Raw genomic sequence first — 25,591 nt, forward strand, 5'->3', positions numbered from 1 at the left:
CGGTCGGAGCGCCGCACGGGGCAGCAGGGAACGGCAGCGCGATGACGGTGACAGAGGACGGCTCGGCGATCACGGACGAGGCCGTGGACGAGGTCGTGTACGGCCCCGGGATCGACCCCGAGCGGCTGGCCGTCTGCCTCAGCGTGCTCGATGAGCTCGACAAGCTGGAGGTCGACCACCCCGACGCGATCGCCGTGCGCCGGGCCACCGCCGGCGTCTACCGCACCGTCAAGCAGCGCCGCCGCCAGGAGCGCCGGGCCGCCAAGACCGCCCACGACAAGGCGGTCACCGAGTCCACCGCGACCGGCTCCGCGCAGCGCATCGACGACGAGACCGAGGGCATCCTGCCGTCGTCCGTCACCGAGGCGGGCAAGATCGCGGGGATACTCCAGCGCCCCCGCTCCTGCTACACCTGCAAGACCCGGTACGTGGAAGTCGACTACTTCTACCACCAGCTCTGTCCGGACTGCGCCGCGCTGAACCGCGCCAAGCGCGACGTCCGCGCCGACCTCACCGGCAAGCGCGCCCTGCTCACCGGCGGCCGCGCCAAGATCGGCATGTACATCGCGCTCCGGCTGCTGCGCGACGGCGCCCACACCACCATCACCACGCGCTTCCCCAAGGACGCCATCCGCCGCTTCAAGGCCATGGACGACTCCGGCGACTGGATGCACCGCCTGGAGGTCGTCGGCATCGACCTGCGCGACCCGGCCCAGGCCGTCGCCCTGGCCGACCAGGTCGCCGAGGCCGGCCCGCTCGACATCCTGGTCAACAACGCGACCCAGACCGTACGGCGCCTGCCCTCGGCCTACGCCGCCCTGGTCGAGGGCGAGAGCGCCCCGCTGCCCGCCGGCGAGCTGCCCGCCCACCACGTCATCGGCGCCTTCGGCTCCGGCGCCGTCGACGGCCTCGCCTCGCTGCCCGCCGGGATCTCCGGCATCGACGCCCAGCAGGTCGCCGACCTCGCGCTCGTCGCGGGCAACGCCAGCGTCGCCAGGCACCTCGACGGCACCGCCATCGACGCGGGCGGCCTCGTCCCCGACGTCGTCGACACCAACACCTGGGTGCAGACCATCGAGCAGATCTCCCCGGTGGAGCTGCTGGAGACCCAGCTGTGCAACTACACGGCGCCGTTCATCCTGATCAGCAAGCTCCGCCCGAGCATGGCCGAGGCCGCGAAGAAGGCGGCGAGCGGCCGGGCCTACGTCGTGAACGTCTCCGCGATGGAGGGCGTCTTCGGCCGCGGCTACAAGGGTGCGGGCCACCCCAACACCAACGCCGCCAAGGCTGCCATGAACATGGTCACGCGGACCAGCGGTCAGGAGATGTTCCAGACCGACGGCATCCTCATGACGTCCGTCGACACCGGCTGGATCACCGACGAACGCCCTCACTTCGACAAGCTGCGCCTCGCCGAGGAGGGCTTCCACGCCCCGCTCGACCTGGTGGACGGCGCGGCGCGGGTCTACGATCCGATCGTGCGCGGCGAACAGGGCGAGGACCTGTACGGCGTCTTCCTCAAGGACTACGCGCCCGGGAAGTGGTGACGCGTCGGCCGTGACGTGTCACGCGGCGCCCGAAGGGAACCCGGACCCTGGTGACTACCGCGCCAGGAGTGAGTCATGGCCAGTCCGCACAACATCGATCCACGCGCTCTCGGTGACCCGCGCAACCACTACCCCACCGACGAGCAGTTCTACGCGAGCGACCGCCCGGCGCATCACGTCCTCCCCGAGGACCGGCCCCGCGGTGGCGCCCACGATCCTTACAAACACCCCTGGACCTGGGGCACGATCGCGCTCGTCGCGTTCGTCGTGCTGATCGTCCTCATGGGGATCGCGCTCTTCCCGTAAAGAGCCTGTTCAGGGCTGCGGCGGCGGGTACGACCGCAGCCGGTCGTGGACGGCGTACCCGCCCGGGTGCGCCGCCCGCACCCGTGTGCCGCCGTCCACCAGCAGATCCGCCCCGGTGATCCACTCGGCAGCGTCGGAGGCCAGCCATACGACGGCCCGCGCCACGTCCGCCGGCTCCCCGATCCGCCCGAGCGGCAGCCCCGCGGCGACCTCCGCCTCACCCGGCTCCCATACGAAACGGGCCATCTCGGTGCGGACGAGACCGGGCGAGACGGAATTGACGCGGACGCGCGGGGCCAGCTCCCCGGCGAGCTGCCGGGTGAGATGGAGGAGGGCCGCCTTGCTGGTGCCGTAGGCGCCGATGTGCGGCCCGACGTGGGTGGCGCCCTCCGTGCAGACGTTGATCACCGAGCCTCCGTGCTCCCGCATCCACGCCCGCCACGCGTACTGCACGAGCCGCAGCGGCGCCTCGACGTTGACGGTGAACGCCGTCCGCCAGGCGTCCGGGTCGGCGTCCATCAGCGGGCCGTACGGCTGGTTGGTCGCCGCGTTGTTGACGACGACGTCGATCCGCCCGAACGCCCGCAGGGCGAGCTCGGTCACCTCCGACAGATGAGCGGGGTCGGCCACGCTGCCCGCCACCCCGACGCCGCCCAGCTCGGCGGCGGTCCGCCGGACGTCCGCCGCGTCCCGCGCGGTCACACACACCAGCGCCCCGGCGTCGGCCAGCTGCCGGGCGACCTCGCGCCCGATCCCACGCGTCCCACCGGTGACGACGGCGGCCTTCCCGTCCAGCCCGCCCAGTCCGTACGACGACTGCGTCATCGGCGTACCGTCTCATGACGGACCGTCAGCCGACAGGGATGTAGGCCGAACGGGTGAGCTTGCCGGTGGGGCATACCGGGGCGAATGCTGGCACAAACAGGCCAATCAACACGGGGGACTTGTAATGGTTACCCCTTGTTTTCAGCCCCATCGAGCAGTGCTCCGCTCATTTGGTTAATCTGTAGCGGACGGACAGCAGTACGGGGTCCCACCCACACCCACGGTCCGTCCTGGGGCAAGCCGGTCACCACGGCCTGTACTCACCAGAGTTACCGGCGCCACCGCGTCCGAACTGATTTGACTCAGACCCGAGCGGGCGTCCGGCGCCAGGCCGCATCCTGGCTGGTACGCCCCGAGGGTGACCCGACACATAAGGAGTGCGCGGTGACACCGGAGAAGACGAATCGCGAGCAACGCCCCAAGGAACGTCCGGAGCGCGCCGGCCGCAGGCCCGGCCAGCTCGGCAGCCTCGACGTGTGGGCGCGCTCCGCCCCCATCCGCCTCGCGGGCTACGAAGACGACCTGGCCGAGCCCCACATCCTGCCCAGCGTGGACTGACCCGGTCAGTCCCCTTCGCGATCGCCGACGGCATGGGCGTGCGACACTCACGCCCATGCCGATCAGAGGAACCGCGGCCGGTCACCGGCCGCGGACGCAGGCGCCGTAGATGGCGCCGATACCACCGCCGCTGACCGAGGCCGAGGTGGCCGACGCCGAACAGGAACTGGGCGTCGCCTTTCCGGCCGAGTACCGCGCGTACCTGCTGACTGTGAGTGCGGGCGGGGCCGTCTCCCGGCTGGCGCGGACGGAGCGCGGATGGTGGTGGGAGAACAACGGGGCCCCCGCGCGCGAGCTGCTCGCCCTGCCCTTCCCGCACCCCGACTCCTACGCTGCCGAGGACGACGCACTGGCCGACCGTGAGCCGCGCGCCGAGGACTTCGCCGATCAGGACGCCTACGCGGCCGCCTGGCGGGCCTGGGACGACGAGTGCGAGCCGTTCGAGGACCGCAAGACGGCCGGTGCGATCGTCGCCCGGGAGCACGGCTGCGGCTTCGCCACCCTTCTGGCCCTGACCGGCCCGCTCGCCGGCACCCTGTGGTGGGACGGGCGGGCCACCTGCGGCCTGATCGTGCCGCTCTCCCTCGACCGGCTCCGGGGCATACCGCCGATCGGCTTCGCAGCGTGGCTCGGCCGCAGCTCCTGGGATCTGCTGCCGCCTGGCTGGAGCTGACCGGCCTCGGGCCGGCGCCGGACCTAGTCCAGCGGTGCCGTCCGTTGCCACGGGTGCAGCTTCTCCAGGTGGTGCGCCGTCTCCAGCAGTACCGCCTCCGTGCCGGGGCGGCCGACCAGTTGTACGGCGGTGGGGGCGCCGGACGGCAAGGAGCCGAACGGGACCGCCATCGCGGGCCAGCCCGTGAGGTTCCACGGCGGGGTCATGGGCGAGTAGTTGGTGTTGGCGAGGATGTTGCGGAGCCAGCCGCGCTCGTGCCAGGGCGCCGACGCGGGGGAGCGGCGGGCCAGCGCCGGGGTGAGCAGGATGTCGTACTCCTCGAAGAACGGCTCCAGGCGGCGGCGGAGTTCCGCGCGGGCCTCGCCGGTGCCGACGCCCTTCACGAAACGGCGGCCCACCGCCGCGTGCACCCGGGTGCGCCGGGTCAGCAGGGAGGGGTCGAGGCCCTGGGCGTCCTGCGCCGTGCCCGCCGTCCAGTGGGCGAGCGAGGTGAAGCTCAGCGACATCGGGTACGACGGGTCGGCACGGCGCACCTGGTGGCCGGCCTTCATGAGCACCTCGGCGGCGTCCCGGGCGGCCGTCTTGTAGGGCGCGGTGATCGCGATGCCGGCGATCGGGCTGCGCAGCGAGAGTGCGACCTTGCGCATGCCGGACTCGGGCGGCCGTACGAACTCCGCGTCCGCCAGGACGCCCAGCATCAGCCGCGCGTCCTCGACCGTCGTCGCCAGCGGGCCGTTCTCGGACATGCCGAACCAGTCGCCGTCGCTGACGCCCGCCGGGACCACGCCGTGACCCGGCTTGATGGTGACGAGGCCGCAGTTGGCCGCCGGGATGCGCAGCGAGCCCATGCCGTCGTTGCCGAGGGCGATCGGGACCAGGCCCGCGGCGACCGCGGCCGCGCTGCCGCCGGAGGAGCCGCCCGCCGTGCGCGAGGTGTCCCACGGGTTGCGGGCGGTGCCGTGGACGCCCTCGGTCGTACCGAAGATGCACAGCTCGGGCACGTTCGTCAGGCCCACGACCACCGCGCCCGCGGCCCGCAGCCGGGCGACCGTCACATGGTCCTCCGCCGACGGCGTGTCCGGCGTGGCCGCCGAGCCGACGCGCTTGGACTCGCCGCGCACCGCGAGGTTGTCCTTGACGGCCACCGGCACCCCGGCGAGGGGCAGTTCAGCCAGGTCGGCACGGGAGCCCACCTCGTCGGCCTCGGCGAGCGCCGCCTCGGCCCGTACCGTCCGGAAGGCGCCGATCCGGCCGTCGAGCCGCTCGATCCTGGCGAGATGCTCGGCCACCACCTCGCGGGGCGTGACCCGCTTCTCCTGCACGGCGGCGGCGATCTCGGTGGCGGTCCGGCCGGTCCAACTGGTCACGGTCTCTCCTCCTACTGGCCAGTATGTAGGGAGAACTGTGCCCCGGCTCGGTCGCCGAGTCGAGAGGGGGGCGCTCTCGGACAGCTCGTCACCCCGCGCCGGCGGAGGGCAGAATCCGGGGGGTGACGAGCACCTCGAGCACCTCCACGATCACCGCGCGGGAACTCAACCGGGCCACCCTCGCCCGTCAGCTGCTGCTGCGCCGGGAGCCGCTGGGAGTCGGCGATGCCGTCCGCCGGCTCCTCGCCCTCCAGACGCAGCAGCCGGCGTCACCGTATCTCGCGCTGTGGAACCGGCTCGACGGCTTCGACCCGGCCGAACTGGACGCCGCCTTCACCGACCGCACGCTCGTCAAGGCGACCCTGCTCCGCATCACCCTGCACACGGTCCACTGCGACGACTACCGCACGGTCCGGGAGGCGATGCAGCCGACGCTGTACGCCTCCCGCCTCGGCTACCGCTTCGCCGCCGCGGGACTCACCCCGGCGGACGCCGCCGAACTGGAGCCGGGGCTGCTGGAGTTCGCCGCCCGGCCCCGCTCGAACGGCGAGCTGGCGGGCTGGCTGGCGGAGCGGGTGGGGACGGAGAAGAAGGACGGGGCGTGGTGGGGACTGCGGTCGTACGCGCCACTGGTGCACGTACCGACCGGCGGCCCCTGGTCCTTCGAGTACTCCCCGTCGTACGTCGCCGCACCCGAAGGCCGTTTCAGCAGCGAGCCGGAAGCGGCGGAAGCGGCGCGAGCGGCGCTGCGCGTCCTCGTCCTGCGCTACCTGCACGGCTTCGGACCGGCGTCGGTGGCGGACATCGCCCAGTTCGCCATGGTCCAACGGGCGCGCGTCCGGGCGGTGTTGAAGGAGCTCGGGGAGACGCTGGAGGTGATCGCCGGACCCGAGGGCAGAACGCTGTACGACGTCCACGCCGGCCCGCGCCCACCCGCCGACACACCCGCCCCGCCCCGCCTCCTCCCCATGTGGGACAGCGTCCTGCTGGCGTACGACGACCGCAGCCGGGTGATCCCGCCCGAGTACCGCAAGCTGGTGACCCGCGTCAACGGCGACGTCCTGCCGACGCTGCTCATCGACGGGTATGTGGCCGGCGTCTGGCGCCCCGTGGCGGACGGCATCGAGGCGACGGCCTTCCACGACCTCCCGGACGCGGCATGGGACGCCTTGGCCGAGGAGGCGCACACCCTGCTCGCGTTCCTGGCGGACAGGGACCGGTCGGTCTACAGCCGGTACGCCCACTGGTGGACCAAACTGCCCGCAGGACAGACCCGGGTGCTCCCTGGCTGACGGCCCCCGCCGCGTTGTCAGTGGCTGTCCCTAAAGTGGCATCGATCTTGCGGATGTCGCATCGGGAGGGGGGCACACATGGGTGCCAGCGGTTGGGAGTACGTCACGCCGTTCGAGGGGACCGTCGAGGAGTCACTGAAGGCGCTGCACGCGCAGGTCTTCGAGGAGGAGTACGGCGACGACGACACGTACGGGAGCCTTGCGGAGCTCTGGGAGGACGACGAGTTCATGGGCGAGGAGGGGACGCACACGATCCTGGACATCGGCCGGGTCGTGCACTCGACCGCCGCCCCGTCCGACCACGACGCCCAGGACCACGGAACTCTGCGCCCGCTCGCGCCCGACCGCGTCAGACACCACTTCGGCACCGAGCACCCCACCCCCGACCAGTTCCACGAGACGGTGACCCGGGCCCACGCGTCCCTCGCGGACGGGCATGGGCCCGGCGGAACGCTCCTCGACGAGTGCCGGATGCGGTGGACCGGCCTGTACGTCGTCCTGCACACCGGTGCGGAGCCGAGCCACCTGGGGATATTCGGCTTCTCCGGCGACTGAGCGGGGGCGGTCCCAGACCTCATCGGCGACTGAGCCAGGGCAGTCCCAGACCTCATCGGCGACTGAACCAAGGGAGCCCTAGACCTCACTGATCTGCGACCGCAGCCACTGCTCCACCTCGCCCACATGCGCCGCCGCCGCGGCGCGTGCCGCCTCGGGGTCGTGGGCGACCAGGGCGCGATGGATGGCGGCGTGTTCCCGGCGGGTGCGCTCGAAGGCGCCCTCCTGCTGGTAGGCGCGCCAGACCCGGGCCCGGAAGGTGCGGGAGGACAGGCCCTCCAGGATCGCGGCCATCGTCTCGTTGCCGGCGGCCAGGGTGATCTCGCGATGGAAGGCGAGGTCGTGGGCGAGGATCTCCTCGGGGTCGTCGGTGGCGTTCATCGCCGTGAGGTGCTTCTCCACCGCGGCCAGTTGGTCCGGGGTGATCCGGGCCGCCGCCAGGGCCGTCGCCGTCGATTCCAGGATGCGCCGCACCTCCAGCAGCTCCACCAGCCGCGGCCCCCGGGACAGATCGGCCACCACACCGAACGTCTCCAGCAGGTCGCCCGCCTCCAGCTGTGTGACGTAGATGCCCGAACCGTGCCGGGCCTCCAGCACGCCCAGCACCGTCAGCGCGCGGATCGCCTCCCGCATCGAGCTGCGCGAGATCCCCAGCTGCACGGCCAGATCCCGTTCCGTGGGCAGCCGCTGCCCCGGCTCCAGGCTGCCCTGGGCGATCATCGCCTTGATCTGCTCGATCGCCCGCTGGGTCACCGTGCCCTTCTGCGGGGTCTCCTCCACGCCCTCACTCCTCCACTCGCCGTGCGCGGAAGTCTAACCACCGGAGTGGTCCGACCAATAGCGCCCGAACACGGCAAAATTCGGGGGCGAAGGGTGTTCTGAAGGTGAAGTGGTCTGATAAATATGCGGGCAACTGCTCGATCACGCCCGACGAGGAGCTGAGCCCTCAGTGCCACCGACCCCCGGCCGCGTCACCGCCGTCGACACCTACGACATCCGCTTCCCGACCTCGCGCGAGCTCGACGGCTCCGACGCGATGAACCCGGACCCCGACTACTCGGCCGCCTACGTCGTCCTGCGCACCGACGCCGGCGACGGGCACGAGGGGCACGGCTTCACTTTCACCATCGGGCGGGGCAACGAGGTCCAGGTGGCCGCCATCCAGGCCCTGCGGCACCACGTGGTCGGACGGTCCGTCGAGGAGCTGTGCGCCGACCCCCAGACCCTGAACCGCGACCTGATCGGCGACAGCCAACTGCGCTGGCTCGGCCCCGAGAAGGGCGTGATGCACATGGCGATCGGCGCGGTCGTCAACGCCGTGTGGGACCTCGCCGCCAAGCGCGCGGGCAAACCCCTGTGGCGGCTGCTCGCCGACGCCGAACCGGAGTGGCTGGTCCGCCAGATCGACTTCCGGTACCTAACGGACGCGCTCACCCCGCAGGAGGCGCTCCAGATCCTGCGCCGCGGCAGGGCGGGCGCGGCGGAACGTATCGGCAAGCTGCTGGAACGCGGCTACCCCGCCTACACCACCTCGCCGGGCTGGCTCGGCTACGACGACGCCAAGCTCACCCGCCTCGCCGCCGAGGCCGTCGCCGACGGCTTCCGGCAGATCAAGCTGAAGGTCGGCGCCGACCTCGACGACGACCTGCGGCGCTGCCGGGTCGCCCGCGCCGTCGTCGGCCCCGGCATCCGCATCGCGATCGACGCCAACCAGCGCTGGGACGTCGACGAGGCCGTCCGCTGGACCAAGGCCCTCGCCGCGTTCGACCCGTACTGGATCGAGGAGCCCACCAGCCCCGACGACGTCCTCGGCCACGCGGCGATCCGCAAGGCCGTCACCCCGGTCAAGGTCGCCACCGGCGAGCACGTCCAGAACCGGGTCGTCTTCAAGCAGCTCCTCCAGGCCGGCGCCGTCGACGTCGTCCAGATCGACGCGGCCCGCGTCGGCGGCGTCCACGAGAACCTCGCCATCCTGCTGCTCGCCGCCAAGTTCGGCGTGCCGGTGTGCCCGCACGCGGGCGGCGTGGGCCTGTGCGAACTCGTCCAGCACCTGTCGATGTTCGACTACGTCGCGGTCACCGGGACCACCGAGGACCGTGTCATCGAGTACGTCGATCATCTGCACGACCACTTCCTCGACCCGGTGGTGATCAGGGAAGGTCACTACACGGCACCCACCGCGCCGGGCTTCTCGGCCGCCATGCGGCCCGAGTCGATCGCGCGCTACACGTTCCCCGACGGCGCCTTCTGGGCAGAAGATCTCGCCGACGAATCGAACAAGAAGGGACACGCGGCATGACCGACTTCGAGGGTCTCAAGGCCCTGGTGACCGGCGGCGCCTCCGGCATCGGCCGGGCCACGGCGGAGCTCCTGGCCGCGCGCGGCGCCCAGGTCGCCGTCCTCGACCTCGACCCGTCGTCCGTGACCAAGCCCCTGCTCGGATTCCGGGCCGACGTCAGCGACGACGCCTCCGTCCGTGAGGCGGTCGCCGCCGCCGTCGCCGAGCTCGGCGGCCTCGACGTCGTGGTCAACAACGCGGGGATCGGCGCCGTGGGCACCGTCGAGGACAACGACGACGCCGAATGGCACCGCGTCCTGGACGTCAATGTCGTCGGCATGGTCCGCGTCTCCCGCGCCGCCCTCCCGCACCTGCGCCGGTCGTCCCACGCGGCGATCGTCAACACCGGCTCCATCGCCGTCACCGCGGGCCTCCCCCAACGGGCCCTCTACAGCGCGAGCAAGGGCGCGGTGTACTCACTGACCCTCGCCATGGCCGCCGACCACGTCCGCGAGGGCATCCGCGTCAACTGCGTCAACCCCGGCACGGCGGACACCCCGTGGATCGGCCGCCTCCTCGACAAGGCCGCGGACCCCGCCGCCGAACGCGCCGCCCTGGAGGCCCGCCAGCCCACCGGCCGTCTCGTCTCCCCCGAGGAGGTCGCGGGAGCCATCGCCTACTTGGCGAGCCCCCTCTCCGGCGCCACCACCGGCACCTCGCTCGCCGTCGACGGCGGCGTGCAGGGCCTGCGACTGCGCCCGGTGGGCCAGTGAGGACCCCGCGCGGCCTCGGCTTCGGAGGCGCCGGCCTGGGCAACCTCTTCTCCGAGGTCCCCGAGGAGCAGGCGCACGCCGCCGTGACCGCGGCCTGGGACCGCGGCATCCGCTACTACGACACCGCGCCGCACTACGGCCTCGGCCTGTCCGAACGCCGCCTCGGCGCGGCCCTGCGCGAGCACCCGCGCGACGCGTACCTGATCTCGACCAAGGTGGGCCGCCGCCTGGAGCCGTCGGCCGACGGCGGCGACGACCTGGCGGACGGCTTCGCCGTCCCCGCCACCCACCGCCGCGTCTGGGACTTCACCGAGGACGGCATCCGACGCACGCTCGAAGCCAGCCTCGAACGCCTCGGCCTCGACCGTGTCGACCTCGTCTATCTGCACGACCCCGACGACCACGCCGAGCAGGCCTTCCGCGAGGGCTACCCGGCCTTGGAGAAGCTCCGCGCCGAGGGCGTCGTCGGCGCGATCGGCGCCGGCATGAACCAGGCCGAGATGCTCACCCGCTTCGTCCGGGACACGGACGTCGACGTGGTGCTGTGCGCCGGCCGCTACACCCTGCTCGACCAGAGCGCGGCCACCGAGTTGCTCCCCGCCGCGCTCGCGAAGGGCACCGCCGTCGTCGTCGGCGGCGCCTTCAACTCCGGTCTGCTGGCGGACCCGAAGCCCGGGGCGACGTACAACTACGCCCAGGTGCCCGCGGAGGTGCTGAACCGCGCCCTGCGCATGAAGGAGGTCGCCGAGCGGCACGGCATCACCCTGCGCGCCGCCGCCCTGGCCTTCTGCGCCGCCCACCCCGCCGTCACGAGCGTGCTGATCGGCGCCCGCTCGGCGGCCGAAGTCCACGACGGCGCCGACCAGTTCGCGACCCCGGTACCGGAGGCCTGCTGGCAGGAGCTGCGGGAGACGGGACTGCTGGCGGAACCGTCCTGAGCATCGCCCCGAAAGGCCTCTACGACCGCTGAGCCATCCCCGCCAGCCGGGTCGGCGGCAGATACTCCCGCACATACGTTCGCTCCCAGCACGCGCCCGTCTCCCGCAGCTCACGCCAACTCGTGTACCGGTAGCGGAAGAGGCGGGCGCGCACATAGCGGGGCGGGGCGTCGGGCGGGAACGGGGAGCGGCGCAGCAGCTTCAGGGTGTCGCGGTCGTTCTCCAGCAGCCGCTCCACGAAGGTGCCGAACCAGGACCCCGCGTAGCCGGGCGACAGCGCCGCGAACCACATCAGCCAGTCCAGCCGCAGGTGATACGGGGCGAACTGGCGCGGCCAGTGCCGTGGGTCGCCGGGCTTGCCCTTGAACTCGTACTCCCGCCAGTCCGAGTCCTCCCGCGGCACGTCGTCGGCCGTGCCCTCGACCACCACCTCGTAGCGGATGCGGCTGACGCTGCCGAACGCGCCGTAGGTGTTGACCAGATGGAGCGGGTCGAAGGAGCGGTTCATGATCTGGCGGCGGGAGACCATGTTCGTCACCGGGTGGTAGCTGAGGTAGACGAGCAGAGCGGCGACGGCGAGGACGACGATCTCGTACCAGAGCGGCGCGTCGGGCGTCGACGGGGCGTCGTACGGGAACTCCACCGCGGACAGGGCCAGCACGATGGTGATCCAGTTCAGCCAGGAGAAGTTGCCCGACAGGACCAGCCACAGCTGGGTGACGATCATCAGCGCGGCGGCGGCCGTGGCCAGCGGCTGCGGGGTGAACAGGAGGACGGGGACGACGAGTTGGGTGACGTGGTTCGCGGCCACCTCGACCCGGTGCAGCGGGCGCGGGAGATGGTGGAAGAACCAGCTCAGCGGGCCCGGCATCGGCTGGGTCTCGTGATGGTGGTCCAGGCACGTCAGCTTCCGCCAGCACGCGTCCCCGCGCATCTTGATCAGCCCCGCCCCGAACTCCACCCGGAACAGGATCCAGCGCAGCAGGAACAGCACCACGATCGGCGGCGCCACGTCGTCGTTGCCCAGGAAGACGGCCAGGAAGCCGACTTCGAGCAGCAGCGACTCCCAGCCGAACGCGTACCAGGTCTGGCCGACGTTGACGATCGACAGGTACAGCAGCCAGGGCAGCAGCCACAGCAACATGCCCGCCCACAACGGGAGTCGGGAGTCCAAGCCGGCGAGCAGTGCCGCCGACACCGCGCAGCCCGTCCACGCGCTGGCGGCGAAGAAGCGGTCGGAGTAGTGGAGATGGAACAGGCTCGGGGCCGCCTTGAAGGGCATCCGCTCGACGTGGCGGGGGATCGGCAGCATGCCGCGTGAGCCGAGCAGCGCCCGGAACTGGAGGGCCGCGGTGAGGAACGCGACGAGATACACGCCGGCCAGAGCCCGCTGGAAGACCAGCCGACTCAGCCAGTAGTCGGATGCGGTGAACCAGTCCACGGCCAGGTGCTCCTCCCTGCCATTGTCGCGCGGGAAGCCTAGGTCACTCTGTGTGTACCTCACCTCCGCTTGCGTAACCCAAGCGAGTGAAGCAAACAATGGTGACGAATTACTCGGTGTGAGGCAGGAGACCACGGTGCGTGACTTCACCGGAACCTTCGTCACGTCCTGCGCGCTCTCGGCGGCGCTGATCGTCGCCGGCTGCGCAGGCGGCAACGACACCCAGGCGAGCGGGGAGCTCTTCCTCCAGCCCGTCGCGGCCCAGGGGCCCGACCCCTTCACCGCGTCCACGGCGACCGCGACGGCCACCACCACGCCCGTCACCCGAACGCAGCAACCACAGCAGTCGGGCGTCCGGGCCATTTCCGGCGCCACCCCCGGCCTCTACGGCGGCACCGCGCGTACCGGCAGCTGTGACGTGGACCGGCAGATCGAGCACCTGACCGCCGACCCGGCCAAGGGGCGCGCCTTCGCGCAGGTCGCGGGCGTCGCGCAGGCCTCGATCCCCGCCTATCTGCGCTCCCTCACCTCGGTCGTGCTGCGCGCGGACACCCGTGTCACCGACCACGGGTACCGGGCCGGACAGGCCACCAGCTTCCCGGCCGTCCTCCAGTCCGGCACCGCCGTCCTCGTCGACAACCGGGGCGTACCGCGGGTGCGCTGCGCCTGCGGCAACCCGCTGACCCCCTCGGCGGCGCAGAGCGGGAACTCCGGAGCCAAGGGGCAGTCCTGGTCCGGCTACCGGCCCGACCGGGTGATCGTGGTGACCCCCGCACCGCAGGTCGTCACGCAGATCACGATCCTCGACGTCGTCGACCACACCTGGATCGAGCGGCGCTGCGGGCACGACGTACGCCATGACCACGTCGTACCCCGGCCCGAGCCGCTGTCCCCGGTGCCGGCCTCCACGGCGACCACGCCCGCCGCATCCAGTCCGTCGGAGAGCGCTTCGAGAGCGAGCGCGGACCCGAGCGTGAGCCAGGACTCGCCGCCCGACTGCGTCGCCCCGACCGCCACCGTCACCCCCGGCACGCAGGCCCCCGCCTCCGCCTGCCCCACCGGCACCGCCACGGCCCCGCCCCCGACGACCGCGCCGCAGACCCAGACCGTCCCCGACGTGCCCTCGGCCGGGCAGCCCACGGACACCGGGCAGGACATCGGCCCCGAGACCGTCCCGGACGCCCCCGACCTGCCCGACGGCGGCGGGCTCATCCCCGACATCCCCGACAGCCCCGACGAGCCCGCCGCCACCGACAGCATCTTCGACAGCCCCACGGACGTGTTCGGAGACTGATCACCCGAGGCGCCCCACGGGCAGCCCCAGTCGAAGAATCGGACAAATCCTGGCAAGGTGGGCCCATGGTTGATCGGGGAGCGAGCGCCCTGTCACTCCCGGACGACTGGCCCGCCCACCCGGACCCGATTCTGGCGCTCAACCGCATGGGCAGCTTCGACTGGGACCTGGACACCGGTCTGTTCCACATGGACGCGCAGGCCCACGAGGTCTTCGACCTGCGCCCCGACGAATACGACGGCCGCCCCGAGACCCTCGCGATCCGGGTCCCGGCCCCCGAGGGCTACCGGCTGGACGCCCTGGTCTCCCAGGCGATGAAGGACGGCAGCGAGAACTACGGCACCTACTTCCGCATCCGCTGCCGCGACGGCTCGCTGCGCTGGACCCACACCCAGGGCTACATCCGGCGCGACGAGACGGGCCGCCCGCGCCGGATCGTCGGCATCGTCCGCGACGCCACCCAGGAACTCGACGACCTTGCCGCCCGTCACGAACAGGCCAGCCAGGACGCCGCCCGCCAGGAGCAGACCAACGTCGTCCAGCTCACCACGGCCGCCCTCGCCTACGCCCGCTCGGTCGACGACGTCATCGACGTCCTCAAGGACACCCGCGGCCTCACCCACCTGGGCGCCACCAGCCTGGTCATGGGCCTGGTCGAGGCGGGCCGCATCCGGCTGATCGCCGAGGGCCCCGCGGGCAGCTTCGTACCCGGCACCGATGTCACCGGCATCGACGAGCAGTACCCGATGAGCGAGGTCGTACGGACCCTGACCCCGCGCTTCATCGAGTCGCCCGAGGAGTTCGCCGAGCGCTACCCGCTGCTGTGGCCGCACCTCACCGACCTGAACATCACCGCGGCCGCCTACCTCCCGCTGATCGCGCAGGCCCGACCGATCGGCGCGATGGGCCTGCTCTACAGCGACCGGAGCGGCTTCTCGCCGGAGGACCGCAATGTGCTGGTAGCCCTCGGCAGCAGCATCGCGCAGAGCCTGCAACGGGCCATGTTCTACGAGCAGGAGAAGGACCTCGCCTCCGGACTCCAGCAGGCCATGCTGCCGCGCACCATCCCCAGCGTGCGCGGCGCCGACGTCGCCGTCCGCTACCGCGCGGGCTCCGCCGCGGGCTCTCTCGGCCGGGACATCGGCGGCGACTGGTACGACCTCATCCCGCTGCCCGGCGGCCGGGTCGGCGCGGTCATCGGCGACGTCCAGGGCCATGACACCCATGCCGCCGCCGTCATGGGCCAGTTGCGGATCGTGCTGCGCGCCTACGCCGCCGAGGGCCACACGCCCGCCACCGTCATGGCCCGCGCCTCCGTCTTCCTCCACGAACTGGACACCGACCGCTTCGCGACCTGCCTCTACGCCGAGGCCGACCTCGCCACCGGAGTGGTCCAGGTGGTCCGGGCCGGCCATATCGACCCGCTGGTGCGCCAGGCCGACGGCAGCTGCCGCCGGGTCCCCGTCGAGGGCGGGCTGCCGCTCGGCCTGTCCGCCGAGTTCGGCAGCCTCGAATACCCCGTCGCCACCATCGAACTCGACCCCGGCAACACCCTGCTGCTGTGCACCGACGGCCTGGTCGAACAGCCCGGCGCCGATCTCGACGACGGCATGCAGACCCTCACCGCGCTCATCGGCACCGGCCCCGCCGACGTACGCGACCTCGCCGACAAGCTCATCGACGTGGCCGAGGAACGCGGCGGCGACGACGACGTCGCCCTGCTCCTGCTGCGCCGCCGGGGCCTGGACGCCCCGCAGTCCGGCGGGCGGCTCCAGCAGCACGTCGCCCCCGGAGACCCGGAGGCGCTGTCCGAGGCCCGGCACATGATCCGCGCCGCCGTCCGGGCCTGGGGCTCGGGCGAGCGGGCCGACGAGATCGAGCTGGTCGCCGACGAGATGATCACCAACGCCCTCATGCACACCGAGGGCTCCGCCATCGTCACCTTGCGGGTCCTGACCGGCTCCGAACGCCGGCTGCGCGTCGAGGTCGAGGACTCCTCCAGCGCCCTGCCGCGCCGCCGGGAGGCGGGGGAGTCGGGGGTCTCCGGGCGGGGTCTGCTCCTGGTCGACCTGCTCACGGACGTGTGGGGGGTGGAGGCGCGGGGCGGCGGCAAGTGCGTGTGGTGCGAGTTCGTCGTCCCGGGACGCGCGTGACGGGGGATGGCACCCTGGACGTATGCCGGAACTCCCCGAGGTGGAAGCGCTCAAGGACTTCCTCACCGAGCACCTGGTCGGCCACGAGATCGTCCGGGTGCTGCCCGTCGCGATCAGTGTCCTGAAGACGTACGATCCACCGCTCGCCGCCCTCGAAGGTCATGAGGTGACCGCGGTGCACCGGTACGGCAAGTTCCTCGACCTGGTCACGGACGGCGGCCCGCACTTCGTGACCCATCTGGCCCGCGCGGGCTGGCTGCACTGGAAGGACGAGCTGCCCAGCGGCATGCCCCGCCCCGGCAAGGGCCCCCTGGCCCTGCGGGTGGCCCTGGAGACCGGCGCCGGGTTCGACCTGACGGAGGCCGGTACGCAAAAGCGCCTCGCCGTGTACGTCGTCCACGATCCCCAGGAGGTTGCGGGCGTGGCCCGCCTCGGCCCCGACCCGCTCGCCGACGACTTCGACGAGGCGCGCCTCGCGGGACTCCTGGCGAACGAACGCCGCCAACTCAAGGGCGCCCTGCGCGACCAGAGCCTCATCGCGGGGGTCGGCAACGCCTACAGCGACGAGATCCTGCACGCGGCGAAGATGTCCCCGTTCAAACTCGCCGCGTCCCTCACCCCCGAGGAGACGGCCCGCCTCTACGCGGCCCTGCGCGACACGCTCACCGAGGCCGTCGAGCGCTCGCACGGGGTGGCCGCCGGGCGCCTGAAGGCGGAGAAGAAGAGCGGCCTGCGCGTCCACGGCCGCACCGGCGAGCCGTGCCCGGTGTGCGGCGACACCATCCGCGAGGTCTCCTTCAGCGACTCCTCGCTCCAGTACTGCCCCACCTGTCAGACCGGCGGCAAGCCGCTCGCGGACCGTCGGATGTCGCGGCTGCTCAAGTAGGGGGCGTGCGGCGCCGGGTGACCGGCGCGCCCGTGAAGTCGGCGCCGCTCAGCGGGCCTTCAGCGTCACGAGATGCTCGCCGTCCGAGGAGCGGACCTCGTAGCGGGCGATCTGGTCGGGGTGCAGCGACGACGAGCCCTGCATGGTGAGTTCACGGGCGTCGTGGCGGGGGACGCTCCAGGTGGTGACGGTCTCCTCGGAGCCGTCCGTGCCGATGATGACCAGGCGACAGGTTCGGGGACCCGCCCCGTCCTTCACCTTCAGCTCCAACTGGCTGCCCGAGGTGTAGTCCTCGGAGGTCACCTGCGCCCAGACGCCGGACCGCGCGTCGGTCGCGTCGATCCGCACCGCGCTCTCGCCGCCGCCCGTAAGAGCCACGAGCCCGGGTCCGGCCACCGCGAAGGCGACGGTGGCCGCGACCGCGCAGAGAAAGCGCCGGCGTCCGGCCCGGTGCCGCGCCCCGACCTCCGAGAGCAGCCGGTCCAGCAGCCGCGGGCCCGGCTTGGCCATCGGGTGCACGAACTGCGGCGTGGAACGCCGGTACAGCAGCAACTGCCGGGTGATCGGGCCGAATTCTGTGACGTCTGCGGCGCACCTCGGGCATTCCATGAGGTGGTCCTCAAAACGGAACGCGTCCGCCTCGTCCAGCACGCCGAGCGCGTACGCGGCGACGTCGCGATGCCTCTCCTGGGACCTCATGCGGAATCCTCGTGCCGTTGGGTGCGGGTGGGGTCACTCCTTGCTCCCACCGGTACGCACCGGACCGCCGAATCACTCAAGCCCCAGACAGAATCGCAACCAAGGGATTCGGAGCGGCCGGGCACGAGGATTGGTCCCGTTCGAAAAAAGTCCGGGACAGATTGAACGCGGACAGGATGGGGCTGAAAACGCGGGCAGGGCGTGGCTAGAACAGGTGGATGGCCAGATGCCCCAACGGCAGTCCCAGCTGCCAGGCGGGGGTCCACACCTTGGGGCCCTCGTCCTCGCCGATCACCGGGCCGCCGCCCGGCACCGCGTTCAGATCGGGGGCGAGCAACTCGGTCTCCTGGAGCCAGCGCCAGGCCGCCTCCGCGAGGTCCAGATCGGGAGTGGGCCCGCCGCGGTCGCGGGCCTCGGCCGTGAGCCGCGCCATGCGGTCATGGACCCAGTCCTGCCAGGGCTGGTCGTACGCCGTCAGCGACAGCCACGTCTCCAGCTGGGAGACGACCCGGATGCCGGACAGCTCTCCGTCGGTGTCGGACAGGAAGATGGTCAGCGCGAGGGCGTCCCGGCCCGCGCGGAACTCGAAGGACGTCGGCGGCATGAGATCGCCGGTCCGCAGCAGCTCGTCGGCGATGTACTCGGCGTACAACCAGGCCATGGGAACGGTGAGTTCACCGCCGCCGGCGCCGTCCGTGCTCTCTTGACCTCTGTGCAGCATCCCTTCCTGCCTTCCTCCGGTGCGTGCGCGTCGCCCGTCGCCGGGCCCCCATCCGGGAACACGGATGAAGACAGCCGATTACTCAACCATGGTCCTCAGCAAGGCGCTTTGCGAAGGCTTTGCTTCACCATGAGTTTCATCGCAGGTCGGCCGCGTAGCCCGGAAGGACTCGGCGCAGGGCGCGCAGCGCGTAGTACGCGCGGGACTTCACCGTACCGGGAGGAATTCCGAGGGTTTCGGCGGCTTCCGCCACACTCGCCCCCTGGAAGTACACGAGCACCAGGACTTCACGGTGCTCCGGAGTGAGTGTCTTCACAGCCTCGCGCACATCGAGGGCCGCGGCGGCCCGCTCGGCGTGATCGGCGCACACCCGCGCGTTCTCCAGGACCGCGTCGCCGACCTCCGCCGGGCGCGCCTGCCGGGCCCGCCGCGCGTCGATCGCGAGGCGCCGTCCCACGGTCAGCAGCCAGGGCCGTACGGAGTCGAAGTCGTCGGCGCGCAGCGCCTCGGGGTGCTGCCAGGCGCGGACGAGGGTCTCCTGGACCAGGTCCTCGGCGCGCTGCCGGTCCCCGTCGCACAGCCTCAGGAGCAGCGCGAAGAGAGGCCGGCCGTGCTCCCGCTGCAGTGCGGCGAGCTCGTGCTCGGCGGTCGTCCTGTTCGTGAGCGTGGTTCCGGCCGTCATGGCCGTATGGCATCGCAGGGTGACGGTGAGGGACAGGGCGTGAACGCGGATCTGCGGCGGGCGGTCGATCGCGTCGACGAACGGTACGACGAACGGTCCCCTCCGCCTCGCCCAACGGTTGAAATGACCGCCGGTCAGTTTGCGGCTGTGCTCAGCTTCGTACCTATTTGTGCGTAAATATGATCACAGTGGGGTGAGCTGATGATTGCACGCAGTCGACAAGTGGCGCTGGCCCTGACCGCGCTCCTCGCCGCGGGCGCCGCCTGCCAGGCCCAAGGCCACGAGAAATCCGACCCGCCCGCCCGCGGCGGCCACCCGGCGCCGTCCGCCGGCACCGCCCGCGGCTTCACGCTCGTCGCCTCCGGCGACGTCCTCCCGCACTCCTCCATCATCGACCGCGCCCGCTTCGACGCCGGCGGTACCGGCTACGACTTCCGGCCGATGCTCTCCGGCGTCGAACCGCTCGTCTCCCGGGCCGATCTGGCGCTGTGTCACATGGAGACCGTCTACGGCGCGAACGGCGACTACACCGGCTATCCCGCCTTCAAGTCCCCGCCCGAGGTCGCCGCGGGCCTCGCCGCCACCGGCTACGACGGCTGCTCCACCGCCTCCAACCACAGCCTCGACGACGGCGCCGACGGCATCCACCGCACCCTCGACGCCCTCGACCGCGAAGGCGTACGGCACGCCGGGACCGCCCGCACCGAGGACGAGGCGCGCGCGGTCACGATCCTGCGCGCGGGCGCCGCGAAGGTCGCCCACCTCTCCTACACCTACGACACCAACGGTTACCCGCTGCCCGCCGGACAGCCCTGGGCCGTCAACCTCATCGACGAGAACAAGATCGTGAACGACGCGCGGGCCGCCCGGGCGGCCGGTGCCGACGTGGTCGTGGTCTCGGTGCACTGGGGCACGGAGTGGCAGGACGCCCCCGACGACCGCCAGCTCACGCTGGCCCGCTCGCTCACCGCGGCCCGCACCGGCGACCGCCCCGACATCGACCTGATCCTCGGCACCCACGCCCACATCCCGCAGGCCTACGAGAAGGTCAACGGCACCTGGGTGGTCTACGGCATGGGCGACCAGATCGCCGGCGAGATGTTCAACTACGAGGGCGCCCAGGACCCGCGCGGCAACCAGTCCACGATCGGCCGCTTCACCTTCGCCCCGCCCGCGCGGCCGGGTGGGCGCTGGGAGGTGCGGAAGGCGGAGTTCGTTCCGCAACTGTTCGACATCGACGCGGGCCGGGTGGTCAACCTCAACAAGGCGATCGAGGACGGTGCCGAACTGAGCGGCGTGCGCGACCGCATCCGGGACGTGGTGCTGAGCCGGGGCGCGGCGAAGGACGGGCTGACGATGGGGGAGTAGATCAGTCCGGGTCGGTGAACGTCCGCAGCATCTCCTTCAGTACGCGCCTGCACGCCGTGAGCTCGGCCTCGGTCAGCTCCCCGCCGACCTGCCGGTTCAGGGCGTGCTCGCGGGCGAGGATCGCGTCGATCACCGCCTCGCCCTCGGTGGTGATCCGGATCAGCGAGGACCGCTGGTGCGCGGGATTCGGCATGACCTCCACCCAGGCCTCGGTCACCGCGTCGTTGACCATCCGCTGCACGAACTGCCGGGTCAGTGCCATGATCCGGGCCATCTGAGGCACCGTCATGGGCCCGTAGCGGCGCAGCAGGACGAGAACGGACCGGACGCCGACGGAGACTCCCTCCTCCTTCTCGGCCTGTTCGAGCTTGCGCAGGCCGCGCCGGTAGAGCGCGCCGACCAGATCGAACACCTCGGAGACACGGTCGCCGAGGTCGTCGGGGGAGAGCGGGGTGTCGTCGTCGTTCACGGAGTCATCATGCACCCACTCATCATGACAACTGGGTTGTCAAAGTCGCCGAAAGATGACACCTTGGTTGTCATGACAGTTGCTTCGGAACTGAGCTTCTTCCCGTCCACCGACGGCGACCTCGCCTACCGCGACACCGGCAGCGGCGACCTCGTGGTCCTGCTCCACTCCGGCTACGTCGACCACCGCCTCTTCCAGGACCAGACCCCGGCCCTGGTCGAAGCCGGGTACCGGGTCGTCGCCGCGGACGTCCGCGGACACGGCTGGTCCGCCAACGCGAGCGAGCCCTTCCGCTGGGCCGACGACCTCGCCTGCCTGCTCAAGCACCTCGACGCCGGTCCCGCTGTCCTGGTCGGCGTGTCGATGGGCGGGGCGATCGCCGGCGACACCGCGATCGAGTACCCGGAACTGGTTCGGGGGGCCGTCCTGAGCGGCGCCTCGGTCAGCGACTTCGAGTACAGCTACGACAAGACCAGGGAGATCGTCGCCGAGTCGGCCCGCACCCTGCACTCCGGCGACATCGAGGCCTGGCTGAAGGTGTTCCTTCGGGCCATGGCGGGCCCCTTCCGCGAGGCGGCGGACACGGACCCCGCCATCCAGGACCGGCTGCGCGAGATGGCCCTGCACACCATCGCCAAGCACACCCCCGGGGAGCGCAACTGGCACGTCCCCATGACCGACACCTGGCCCCGGGTGCGCAAGCTCGGCATACCGGTGCTCATGGTCAACGGCGCGCTCGACTCACCGGACCTGATCGCGGACGCGGAACTCTACGCCCACACCGCCCGGAAGGGCCGCTCGGTCATCGTCGAGGGCGCCGCGCACTTCCCGAACCTGGAGAAGCCCGAGGAGTTCAACAGTCTCCTGCTGGACTTTCTGCGGGATCTCTAGGGCACCACCGTCACCGGCCACCGCCCCGCCTTGACGAGGCGGACGGCGACCGAGCCGACGATCCGGTGGCCGGCCTGCTCCGAGGCGCCCACCACCACCGCGTCCGCCTTGAGTTCGTCCGCCGCCTTCACCAGGCCGCTGTACGGGTCCCCGAGGAAGGTGTGGAACTCCCAGCGCACGTCGAATATCCCCTTCGTGCGCTCGGTGGCCTCCCGGATCTGGGCGACCAGGTCCTCGGCGATCTCGTCGGTCGTCTCGGCGACCGGCGCGCCCATCGCCGCCCCCGCCGCGAGCACCGGCCGTACGTACACGACGGCGAGAAGCGCGTGCTGGCGGCGGGCCAGGCCACCGGCATATGCCGCGGCCCGGAGGGAGGAATCGGAGCCGTCCACTCCCACGACGATGACCTTCGGGCCGTCCGTGCCCCGCTCGAACTGGTGCGAGTGCTGTTCCGTCACGCCACGGAGGCTATCGGAGAGCGCGGGCCCCGCCCGCACGCGGGACCTCCCGACGGGCGAGGTCGCCGGGCAGTTCCTACAGTCGGAACATGACCGCCACCGTCGAGGCCGCCCAGGCGAAGGACACCAAGGGCCCGATACGACGGCCCGGCAGCGGCCACCTCAGCAGGGTCCCGGAAGGCTTCGCCACCTTCTTCGGCGCCCTGGGACTGCTCTGTCTACTGCTGGCCTTCATCCCGCCGCTGCGCGGACCGCTGCGCCCCGTCGTGCGCTTCCTCGACGTCCTCATCGTCCCGGTCAGCGCCAACCTCGCCTACGCCGTCTTCCTCTTCCTCCTCGCCGCCGCGACCGCCGCCCGCAAACGCGTCGCCTGGTGGCTGGTGGTCGTCTACCTGGGCCTGCTCGTCCTCGTCGACGCCCTCGGCGTGGCCGTCGGCCTCTACGTCGACTCCATCCCGTCCCTGGTGGTGTGCTGCCTGGCCCTCGCCCTGCTCGTCGTCGCCCGGGGCGAGTTCTACGCCGAGTCGCGCCGGGGCGCGGTGCGCCGGGCCGTCGGGGTGCTGATCCTCGGCCTGGTCCTCGGCATCCTCGTCGGCTGGGGCCTGGTCGAACTCTTCCCCGGCACGCTGCCCCGCGGCCAGCGCCTGCTCTGGGCGGCCAACCGGGTCTGCGGCGGCCTGGTCTCCGGCCGCTCCTTCGACGGCACCCCGCCGCGCGCCCTGTTCTTCCTGCTCGGCCTCTTCGGCGCCCTCGCGCTGCTCAACGCCGCCGCCACCCTCTTCCGCTCCCAGCGCATGGAAGCCGCCCTGCACGGCGACGAGGAGGACCGCATCCGCGCCCTGCTGGGGGCCTACGGCGACCGGGACTCCCTCGGCTACTTCGCCACCCGCCGCGACAAGGCCGTCGTCTTCTCCACCAGCGGCAAGGCCGCCGTCACCTACCGCGTCGAAGCCGGCGTCTGCCTCGCCAGCGGCGACCCCGTCGGCGACCGTGAGGCCTGGCCGCACGCCATCGCGGCCTGGCTCGACGCGGCCCGCCGGCACGGCTGGGCGCCCGCCGCGATGGGCGCCTCCGAGGACGGCGCCAAGGCCTTCGCGCGCGCCGGACTAGGCGCCCTCCAACTCGGCGACGAGGCGATCCTCAACGTCGCCGGCTTCGACCTGAACGGCCGTGACATGCGCGTCACCCGGCAGGCCGTGCACCGGGTGCGCCGCACCGGCGCCCACTGCCGCATCCGCCGCCACTCCACCCTCACCGACGCCGAGATGGAAGAGATCGTCGACAAGGCCGACGCCTGGCGCGACACCGAGACCGAACGCGGCTTCTCCATGGCCCTGGACCGGCTCGGCGACCCGGCCGACGGCGACTGCCTCCTGGTGGAAGCCCTCGGCGAGGACGGCAAACTCCTCGCCCTGCTCTCCTTCGTGCCCTGGGGCCGCGACGGCGTCTCCCTGGACCTGATGCGCCGTGACCGCAGCGCCCCCAACGGCGTCATGGAGTTCATGGTCGCCGAACTCTGCGCGGCCGCCCCCAAGCTGGGCGTCCGCCGGATCTCCCTCAACTTCGCCGTCTTCCGCTCGGTCTTCGAGGAGGGCGCCCGCATCGGCGCCGGCCCCGTCCTGCGCCTGTGGCGCCGCCTGCTGCTGTTCTTCTCCAGGTGGTGGCAACTGGAGGCCCTGTACCGCTCCAACGCCAAGTACCAGCCCGAGTGGTACCCCCGCTTCATCTGCTACGGCGAGACCGGCGCCCTCGCCCGCATCGGCCTCGCCTCCGGAATCGCCGAGGGCTTCGTCTCCGTACCGTCGCTGCGCAAACTCTGGGGAAAGGGGCACCCGAAGGCCGGGCCGCGGCCGGCCACCACCGAAGGCCTGCCGTCGCTGTCGGCGCTCGGCCTCGCCGGAGGGGACGAGGCCGGGACGGCCGATCCGGACGCGGGCCTGCCCGAACAGGCCCGCGTCCGCCGCCGCAAACTGGCCCGCCTCAGCGCCGAGGGCATCGACCCCTACCCGGTGGGCATCCCCGCCCGCACCCACGCCCTCGCCGACGTCCGCGACGGCGAGCACGTCACCGTCGCGGGACGGATCATGCGGGTGCGGGACTTCGGCGGCATCGTCTTCGTCACGCTGCGCGACTGGTCCGGGGACCACCAACTGGCCCTCACCCAGGACGGCGTGGACCGCTTCAGGTCGGACACCGACATCGGCGACCACATCACCGCCACCGGCACGGCCGGCACCAGTGACAAGGGCGAACCGACCGTCTTCGTCACCTCCTGGCAGCTGATCGGCAAGTGCCTGCGCCCCCTGCCCGACAAGCGCCGCGGCCTCACCGACCCCGAGACCAAAGTCCGCATGCGCTACCTCGACCTCGTCGCCAGTCCCGCCGCCCGCGATGTCGTCCGCGCCCGCTCCACCGCCGTACAGGCCCTGCGCCAGGGCCTGCTGGACCGCGGCTACCTGGAGGTCGAGACGCCGATGCTCCAGCAGATCCACGGCGGCGCCAACGCCCGCCCCTTCACCACCCACATCAACGCCTACGACCTCGACCTGTATCTGCGCATCGCCCCCGAGCTGTACCTGAAACGGCTCTGCGTCGGCGGTCTGGAGAAGGTCTTCGAGATGGGCCGCACGTTCCGCAACGAGGGCGTCTCCTACAAGCACAACCCCGAGTTCACGATGCTGGAGGCCTACCAGGCCTTCGCCGACTACGACGTGATGCTCGACCTCGCCCGCGAGCTGATCCAGGGCGCCGCGACGGCCGCCTTCGGCTCGCCGGTCGCCCGCAAGGACGGGCAGGAGTACGACATCTCGGGGGCCTGGCCGGTCAAGACCGTCTACGGCGCGATCTCCGAGGCCCTGGGCGACGAGGTCACCGCCGACACCGAACTCGCCCGGCTGCACCGGCTGTGCGACCGCGCCGGAGTGCCGTACACCCCCGACGACGGCCGCGGCGACGTCGTACTCGAAATGTACGAACGCCTCGTCGAGGAGAAGACACAGCTGCCCACCTTCTACAAGGACTTCCCGACCGACGTCTCCCCGCTCACCCGCCAGCACCGGGACGACCCGCGGCTCGCGGAACGCTGGGACCTCGTCGCCTTCGGCACCGAACTCGGCACCGCCTACTCCGAACTCACCGACCCCGTCGAACAGCGCCGCCGCCTCACCGCGCAGTCGCTGCTCGCCGCCGGCGGAGACCCCGAGGCGATGGAGCTCGACGAGGACTTCCTCGACGCCCTCGAATACGCGATGCCGCCCACCGGCGGGCTCGGCATCGGAGTCGACCGGCTGGTCATGTTCCTCACGGGGCTCACGATCCGGGAAACCCTCCCGTTCCCGCTCGTACGCCGCCACTGACAGTCTGTCCAGGGCCTGTCCGGCGGATCAGGTCGCAGGAAGGCCACGGCACTTGGTTGAC

At 71.7% G+C, this 25,591-nt stretch carries 24 protein-coding genes; 15 read left to right on the forward strand and 9 right to left on the reverse strand.

What is annotated here, in order from left to right:
- The first annotated feature begins 41 nt into the window (after positions 1-41).
- Both CRP56_RS36595 and CRP56_RS36600 read left to right on the forward strand, forming a co-directional pair.
- The gene (locus CRP56_RS36595) at positions 42-1,547 is read left to right on the forward strand and encodes an SDR family NAD(P)-dependent oxidoreductase (protein WP_097271440.1); all 1,506 of its coding nucleotides are present in this window, start codon (positions 42-44) and stop codon (positions 1,545-1,547) included.
- Between the two features lie 75 nt (positions 1,548-1,622).
- Positions 1,623-1,853 (forward strand): hypothetical protein, encoded by a 231-nt coding sequence (locus CRP56_RS36600; RefSeq protein ID WP_097271442.1) that lies wholly within the window; start codon positions 1,623-1,625, stop codon positions 1,851-1,853.
- Positions 1,854-1,862: 9 nt separating this feature from the next.
- Here CRP56_RS36600 and CRP56_RS36605 read toward each other — a convergent pair whose 3' ends face one another.
- Positions 1,863-2,678, reverse strand: coding sequence for an SDR family oxidoreductase (locus CRP56_RS36605; protein WP_097271444.1), 816 nt, complete (start codon positions 2,676-2,678; stop codon positions 1,863-1,865).
- Positions 2,679-3,062: 384 nt separating this feature from the next.
- Here CRP56_RS36605 and CRP56_RS46855 point away from each other — a divergent pair, with 384 nt between their 5' ends.
- Positions 3,063-3,236 carry a hypothetical protein gene (locus CRP56_RS46855; protein WP_101924606.1) on the forward strand — a complete coding sequence of 58 codons (174 nt, stop codon included), beginning with the start codon at positions 3,063-3,065 and terminating at the stop codon, positions 3,234-3,236.
- 109 nt (positions 3,237-3,345) lie between these two features.
- Positions 3,346-3,909 (forward strand): SMI1/KNR4 family protein, encoded by a 564-nt coding sequence (locus CRP56_RS36610; protein WP_107484051.1) that lies wholly within the window; start codon positions 3,346-3,348, stop codon positions 3,907-3,909.
- 23 nt (positions 3,910-3,932) lie between these two features.
- Here CRP56_RS36610 and CRP56_RS36615 read toward each other — a convergent pair whose 3' ends face one another.
- Positions 3,933-5,276 (reverse strand): amidase, encoded by a 1,344-nt coding sequence (locus tag CRP56_RS36615; protein WP_097271446.1) that lies wholly within the window; start codon positions 5,274-5,276, stop codon positions 3,933-3,935.
- Positions 5,277-5,398: 122 nt separating this feature from the next.
- Between CRP56_RS36615 and CRP56_RS36620 the strand changes: the two genes are divergently transcribed.
- Together CRP56_RS36620 and CRP56_RS36625 are read left to right on the forward strand one after the other, a co-directional pair.
- Positions 5,399-6,568, forward strand: coding sequence for a winged helix DNA-binding domain-containing protein (locus tag CRP56_RS36620; protein ID WP_179851206.1), 1,170 nt, complete (start codon positions 5,399-5,401; stop codon positions 6,566-6,568).
- Between the two features lie 78 nt (positions 6,569-6,646).
- The gene (locus CRP56_RS36625) at positions 6,647-7,123 is read left to right on the forward strand and encodes a hypothetical protein (protein ID WP_097271448.1); all 477 of its coding nucleotides are present in this window, start codon (positions 6,647-6,649) and stop codon (positions 7,121-7,123) included.
- Between the two features lie 78 nt (positions 7,124-7,201).
- Here CRP56_RS36625 and CRP56_RS36630 read toward each other — a convergent pair whose 3' ends face one another.
- Positions 7,202-7,903, reverse strand: coding sequence for a FadR/GntR family transcriptional regulator (locus tag CRP56_RS36630; RefSeq protein ID WP_097271450.1), 702 nt, complete (start codon positions 7,901-7,903; stop codon positions 7,202-7,204).
- A 169-nt stretch (positions 7,904-8,072) separates the two neighbouring features.
- On the opposite strand from CRP56_RS36630, the gene CRP56_RS36635 reads away from it, so the two are divergent.
- Genes CRP56_RS36635 through CRP56_RS36645 form a run of 3 tightly spaced genes read left to right on the forward strand, consistent with a single transcriptional unit; the run spans position 8,073 to position 11,112 of the window.
- A complete protein-coding gene (locus tag CRP56_RS36635) occupies positions 8,073-9,422 on the forward strand; it encodes an L-fuconate dehydratase (RefSeq protein WP_097271453.1) in 1,350 nt (449 codons plus the stop codon).
- Complete coding sequence (locus tag CRP56_RS36640; RefSeq protein ID WP_097271455.1) at positions 9,419-10,174, forward strand: SDR family NAD(P)-dependent oxidoreductase; 756 nt, start codon at positions 9,419-9,421, stop codon at positions 10,172-10,174. The genes CRP56_RS36635 and CRP56_RS36640 overlap by 4 nt, the downstream gene beginning before the upstream one ends.
- Positions 10,171-11,112 (forward strand): aldo/keto reductase, encoded by a 942-nt coding sequence (locus tag CRP56_RS36645; RefSeq protein WP_097271457.1) that lies wholly within the window; start codon positions 10,171-10,173, stop codon positions 11,110-11,112. The genes CRP56_RS36640 and CRP56_RS36645 overlap by 4 nt, the downstream gene beginning before the upstream one ends.
- Positions 11,113-11,131: 19 nt before the next feature.
- Here CRP56_RS36645 and CRP56_RS36650 read toward each other — a convergent pair whose 3' ends face one another.
- Positions 11,132-12,553, reverse strand: coding sequence for a lipase maturation factor family protein (locus tag CRP56_RS36650; protein ID WP_097271459.1), 1,422 nt, complete (start codon positions 12,551-12,553; stop codon positions 11,132-11,134).
- A gap of 136 nt (positions 12,554-12,689) precedes the next feature.
- Between CRP56_RS36650 and CRP56_RS36655 the strand changes: the two genes are divergently transcribed.
- The 3 genes from CRP56_RS36655 (at position 12,690) to CRP56_RS36665 (ending at position 16,886) form a co-directional block, all read left to right on the forward strand.
- Positions 12,690-13,847: a DUF6777 domain-containing protein gene (locus CRP56_RS36655; RefSeq protein ID WP_097274800.1), complete on the forward strand. Its 1,158-nt coding sequence runs from the start codon at positions 12,690-12,692 to the stop codon at positions 13,845-13,847.
- Positions 13,848-13,912: 65 nt separating this feature from the next.
- The gene (locus tag CRP56_RS36660) at positions 13,913-16,000 is read left to right on the forward strand and encodes a SpoIIE family protein phosphatase (RefSeq protein WP_097271461.1); all 2,088 of its coding nucleotides are present in this window, start codon (positions 13,913-13,915) and stop codon (positions 15,998-16,000) included.
- 22 nt (positions 16,001-16,022) lie between these two features.
- Complete coding sequence (locus CRP56_RS36665; protein WP_097271463.1) at positions 16,023-16,886, forward strand: Fpg/Nei family DNA glycosylase; 864 nt, start codon at positions 16,023-16,025, stop codon at positions 16,884-16,886.
- A 48-nt stretch (positions 16,887-16,934) separates the two neighbouring features.
- On the opposite strand, the gene CRP56_RS36670 is transcribed toward CRP56_RS36665, so the two are convergent.
- From CRP56_RS36670 to CRP56_RS36680, 3 genes are all read right to left on the reverse strand, one after another.
- Positions 16,935-17,585 (reverse strand): zf-HC2 domain-containing protein, encoded by a 651-nt coding sequence (locus CRP56_RS36670; RefSeq protein ID WP_097271465.1) that lies wholly within the window; start codon positions 17,583-17,585, stop codon positions 16,935-16,937.
- A 205-nt stretch (positions 17,586-17,790) separates the two neighbouring features.
- A complete protein-coding gene (locus tag CRP56_RS36675) occupies positions 17,791-18,306 on the reverse strand; it encodes a hypothetical protein (protein ID WP_097271467.1) in 516 nt (171 codons plus the stop codon).
- 136 nt (positions 18,307-18,442) lie between these two features.
- Complete coding sequence (locus CRP56_RS36680) at positions 18,443-18,988, reverse strand: sigma-70 family RNA polymerase sigma factor (protein WP_097271469.1); 546 nt, start codon at positions 18,986-18,988, stop codon at positions 18,443-18,445.
- A gap of 201 nt (positions 18,989-19,189) precedes the next feature.
- Here CRP56_RS36680 and CRP56_RS36685 point away from each other — a divergent pair, with 201 nt between their 5' ends.
- A complete protein-coding gene (locus tag CRP56_RS36685) occupies positions 19,190-20,356 on the forward strand; it encodes a CapA family protein (RefSeq protein WP_097271471.1) in 1,167 nt (388 codons plus the stop codon).
- 1 nt (position 20,357) lies between these two features.
- On the opposite strand, the gene CRP56_RS36690 is transcribed toward CRP56_RS36685, so the two are convergent.
- Positions 20,358-20,825, reverse strand: coding sequence for a MarR family winged helix-turn-helix transcriptional regulator (locus tag CRP56_RS36690; RefSeq protein ID WP_097274802.1), 468 nt, complete (start codon positions 20,823-20,825; stop codon positions 20,358-20,360).
- 72 nt (positions 20,826-20,897) lie between these two features.
- On the opposite strand from CRP56_RS36690, the gene CRP56_RS36695 reads away from it, so the two are divergent.
- Positions 20,898-21,716, forward strand: coding sequence for an alpha/beta fold hydrolase (locus tag CRP56_RS36695; protein WP_097271473.1), 819 nt, complete (start codon positions 20,898-20,900; stop codon positions 21,714-21,716).
- Here the strand turns inward: CRP56_RS36695 and CRP56_RS36700 are convergent.
- On the reverse strand, positions 21,713-22,174 hold the full coding sequence (locus CRP56_RS36700) for a universal stress protein (RefSeq protein ID WP_097271475.1): 462 nt from the start codon (positions 22,172-22,174) through the stop codon (positions 21,713-21,715). The genes CRP56_RS36695 and CRP56_RS36700 overlap by 4 nt on opposite strands.
- Positions 22,175-22,263: 89 nt before the next feature.
- On the opposite strand from CRP56_RS36700, the gene lysX reads away from it, so the two are divergent.
- Positions 22,264-25,530: a bifunctional lysylphosphatidylglycerol synthetase/lysine--tRNA ligase LysX gene (gene lysX, locus CRP56_RS36705; protein ID WP_097271477.1), complete on the forward strand. Its 3,267-nt coding sequence runs from the start codon at positions 22,264-22,266 to the stop codon at positions 25,528-25,530.
- Positions 25,531-25,591 lie beyond the last annotated feature (61 nt).

The sequence above is a fragment of the Streptomyces sp. TLI_55 genome (assembly GCF_900206255.1).
Lineage (GTDB): Bacteria > Actinomycetota > Actinomycetes > Streptomycetales > Streptomycetaceae > Streptomyces > Streptomyces aquilus.